The organism is Candidatus Sulfotelmatobacter sp. (assembly GCA_035498555.1).
Lineage (GTDB): Bacteria > Eisenbacteria > RBG-16-71-46 > RBG-16-71-46 > RBG-16-71-46 > DATKAB01.
In genome coordinates, this window is sequence record DATKAB010000194.1 from 1 (window position 1) to 3623 (window position 3623).

Consider the following 3623-nt stretch of genomic DNA (forward strand, 5'->3'; position numbering starts at 1 on the left):
CAGGAACAGCTCGATCGCCTCGCGCTCGCTGAGCGCGTCGCGCACCGCACGCCAGGTCGTGTCGGTCAACGCTCGATCGGCAAGGAGCTCGTCGACGGCAGCGAGCAGGGCCTGCCGGCGGGCGGTGAAGCCGTGCGGCTCGCCGGCCGCGCCCGCAACCTCGGCGGCCGTCAAGCCGACGCGCAGCGCCAGCGGGACGTGTTGGTGCCACTCGTACGCCGAGCCGCAGCGCCAGGCAACGCGCAGGATCACGAGCTCGGTGTCGGGGCGCGGGAGCGTCCCGAACGGCATCAGGTGCGCCGAGTAGCGCAGCCACGCGCGGAACAGGCGCGGGTGGCGGCCGAGCGTCGTGAAGATGTTCGGCGGGCCGGTGCCGGTCACGCGGGCGATGATGACCGCCACAGCCCGGGCCAGCAGCCCCAGCTCGCGCGGCCGCGCCGGCGCGATGCGCGGCTCGCCGGTGCCCGTGGGCGCGAGCAACGCCTGCAGCCTCGAGCTGTTTGCGTCGCGGCTCACGCCCGATAGAGCGCGGCGACCACGGTGAGCCCCGAGCCAGCCGAGACGAACAGCGCCGTGCGCCCGGCCGCGAGCCGTCTCGACTCGAGCGCCGCCGCCAGCGCGGTCGTGTGCGCGCCGGCGAGGCGGTCCGGGGGTGAAGCGACCCGCTCGCCGGACAGCCCGAGGCGCCGGCCGAGCTCGCCGGCGAAGCCCGGAACGGACGCCGTGGCGATCAGGAGGTCGACCTCGCCGAGATCGAATCGCTCGGTGGCGGCGAGCTCACGCGCGGTCGACGCCGCACACTCGAGCGCGCGCTCGGCGTAGGCGCCGGCGATCTGGACGCTGAGCAGGTTGTACCCGCCGCTCCTGTTCTCGCGCCAGTCCACCGCGCTCTGGAACAGCTCCGCGAACTCGGGGAACGTCGCGAAGCGGAACGCCGTGAAGCCGGGCCGCGAGGCGTCGGCGCTCAACAGCACCGCGCCGCCGAGCGCGGGAAAGGCGAAGCCCTCTGAGACGCCCGGCTCGGGGTCCGCGTCGGTCGCGACCACCATCCCCAGGCGGACCGTCCCCGACGCAAGCATACTGTCGACCAGGTGGATGCCGGTCAGCAGGCCGCAGGCCCCGCTGCGCACGTCGAAGGACAGGGTTCCCTGGCCCGCGCCGGCCAGCTGCTCGGGGTTGGCCCCGATGTCCTCCTGGATCAGCGCCGCGATCGCCGGCTCGCTGATGTTGCGATCGAGGTAGACGCCGGCGTTGATCAGCAACTCGACGTCGTCGGCCGTCCGGTGCGCGCGCTCCAGGCACGAGCGCGCGGCGGCGTCGGCGAGGGCCACCGCTCCCGCGGACGGCTCGCCGTCCGCGGTGGCCGTCGCGACTGCCTCAATGATGGTTCCCATAGCACCCCGCCAGCTGATCCACTCGGAAGATGACGATGCCCACCTCGAGGCCCGAGGCAAGCGACAGGAGCAGGATCCGGTCGCCCTCGGCGAAGCGGCCCTCTTCGAGGTACTTGTGCAGCGCGACGAAGTGCGTCGTCGACGCCGTGTTCCCCAGCTCATCCACCGTGATCACCACGTGCTTGGGTGCCCCGCCGAGGCCCGCGGAGAACTCGGCCATCGCCTTGTTGATCGCTCGCGCGGACGTCTGGTGGGGGACCAGGTAGTCGATCTGGTCGAACTCGAGGCCCGCCTGGTCGAGCACTTCGCGCAGCATCGGCAGCGCGTTCTCGATGGCGACCCGGTGGATCTCCCGGGCGTTCGCGTGCATGGTCACGCCGGGACCGATCTTCGCCGGGAACGCCACGCACAGGCGGCTGTGCTCGGACAGCGTCGTGAAGCCGGCCACCTCTATCCCCGGCGCGCCCGCCGGCGCGCGCTCGAGGACCGCCGCGGCTCCGGCGTCGCCGAGCGTCAGCGAGGCGAGCTGGTCGCTCATCACGTCGCGTACCTCCTGGGCGGCGTTACGGCCCAGTTCGGAGATGTACTCGCCGCTGACCACCATCCCGCGCCGGATCCGGCCCTGGCGGATCTGGTCATTGAGGATGAAGACCCCCGTCATCATCCCTGCGCACGCGTTGGAGATGTCGAAGCCGATCGCCTGGCGGGCTCCAAGCGCCTCCTTGAGGGCCACGCTGACCGGCGGCTCGAGCTGCAGGCGCATGCCGCCGACGTGCCGGCTGATGCTCGACACGATCAGCATGTCGAGGTCCTCTGCGGCACACGCGGCGTGCGCCAGCGCGTCGCGCGCCGCGCCGAGCGCGAGCGTGTAGGAGTCCTCGCCGACGCTCACCACGTGGCGCTCGCGCACGCCGGTCAGCTGCTCGAGGTCGATGTCCGTCTGGTACCGCGTGCTCGCCATCAGCTCGTCGGTGGGCAGCCGCCGCTCGGGGATCGACGCCCCGATACCAGCGAACCGGCTCGCATACGGCGAGCCGTCGGCGCGCTCCAACGCCATCCAATGCTCGCGCTCGTCCATCGGCTCATCCTTGATAGGACAGGGCGCAAAATGATACGGGGCGGACAGAGCGCCTGTCAAGCACTTTCGGCGGAAACTGTCGGCGGAAATTGGTGAGGCCAACCGGCGGCGGAGCCTGGTGCGAAGCGCAGCCGGGCCGCGATCGTGAATCGTCTTCATGCGCGCGAGAGTTCTCTAATCGACGGAGGCCGTCCTCTCGCTCGGAGGTCGAATCATCCCAAGGAACGTCCCCGAGTACGAGGCGAACGTGCAGCTCCCAGGGTGGAAAGGTCGCGGTTCGCGCAAATTTATGCTGAGCACATCCGCCGACCCCAGATGCACCGCTCGCAGTGTGATCTGTCCGGCTAGTGGTTGCGGAGCCTCCTCACTTCCGAGCGTATACCCTACCATTTCGGCATGGTCGCCCTGTCGAGGGTCTGCGATCGCGCGGACGACCAGTTCCGGGTCAGCGACGAATCCCACATAGACCTCTGTGCTCGACGCTGATGCCTCCACGGCGGGGCCACCACTCGCCGGCGCTTGCGAAGCAACACTGCTCCAGATCACGACGACATCGGTTGCGCACATTTCACCGGCGCCATTCCACGCAACACCCCGATAGACGCAGAATGTGTCGGCTGGCATGTCGCTATCGAAGTGGTACGGACAGCCCTCCGCAGGGGCATCCAGTTCCGATAGCTTTGCGGACGACGGTGGCGCGGAACGAGCGGCCGCCGGAGCCCAGCCCACAGCGATCGCCAACATCGCAAGCGCTCGGAGTGTACTCACGAAGGCGAGCATGCCCTTCGGATGGACGGTCTCCGGGTTTGACGTCGTCATCACATCGCGGACTTTCATTGGCATTGTCGATCGTCTTGCCCGGAGACTGTCTTCCCGGAGTTTGTACGCGTCCTCGTGCCACTCGCTTGGGGCGTTTTCATTGGCGTGAACGCAGAATCTATGCCAGCGCCCAGTGTGCAGGGGGCCCATTCCGAGTGGCGATTGCGGCCCGTGGCATCACGAATTTCCAACGTCACGCCGGTTCAGAAATTTGAGGAGTTTTGTGAAGCAGTGAGCCCGAGGATCTCCACTACCGCCCAGGACTTGGCGAGAGTGTACATCAGCCTGATGGTGAAATCGGGGCCGAAGTCATCGCTCTCGAGTTTGGCGCG

3 protein-coding genes are annotated in these 3623 nt (G+C 68.9%); all 3 read right to left on the reverse strand.

The features are described 5' to 3' along the window. Positions 1 to 516 (reverse strand): carboxymuconolactone decarboxylase family protein (locus VMJ70_15200; protein ID HTO92477.1); only part of this gene is annotated, 516 nt, incomplete at its 3' end. Further along, positions 513 to 1394 carry a hypothetical protein gene (locus VMJ70_15205; protein ID HTO92478.1) on the reverse strand — a complete coding sequence of 294 codons (882 nt, stop codon included), beginning with the start codon at positions 1392 to 1394 and terminating at the stop codon, positions 513 to 515. The genes VMJ70_15200 and VMJ70_15205, both read right to left, overlap by 4 nt. Beyond that, positions 1378 to 2472, reverse strand: a complete 1095-nt coding sequence (locus VMJ70_15210; GenBank protein HTO92479.1) for a 3-oxoacyl-[acyl-carrier-protein] synthase III C-terminal domain-containing protein — start codon at positions 2470 to 2472, stop codon at positions 1378 to 1380. Before VMJ70_15210 ends, VMJ70_15205 begins: the two co-directional genes overlap by 17 nt. Positions 2473 to 3623: the final 1151 nt, after the last annotated feature.

Excerpts from the sequence above, each read along its gene's own strand:
- VMJ70_15205 (HTO92478.1), bottom strand. The coding sequence starts at position 1,394 with ATGGGAACCATCATTGAGGCAGTCGCGACGGCCACCGCGGACGGCGAG.
- VMJ70_15210 (HTO92479.1), bottom strand. The coding sequence starts at position 2,472 with ATGGACGAGCGCGAGCATTGGATGGCGTTGGAGCGCGCCGACGGCTCG.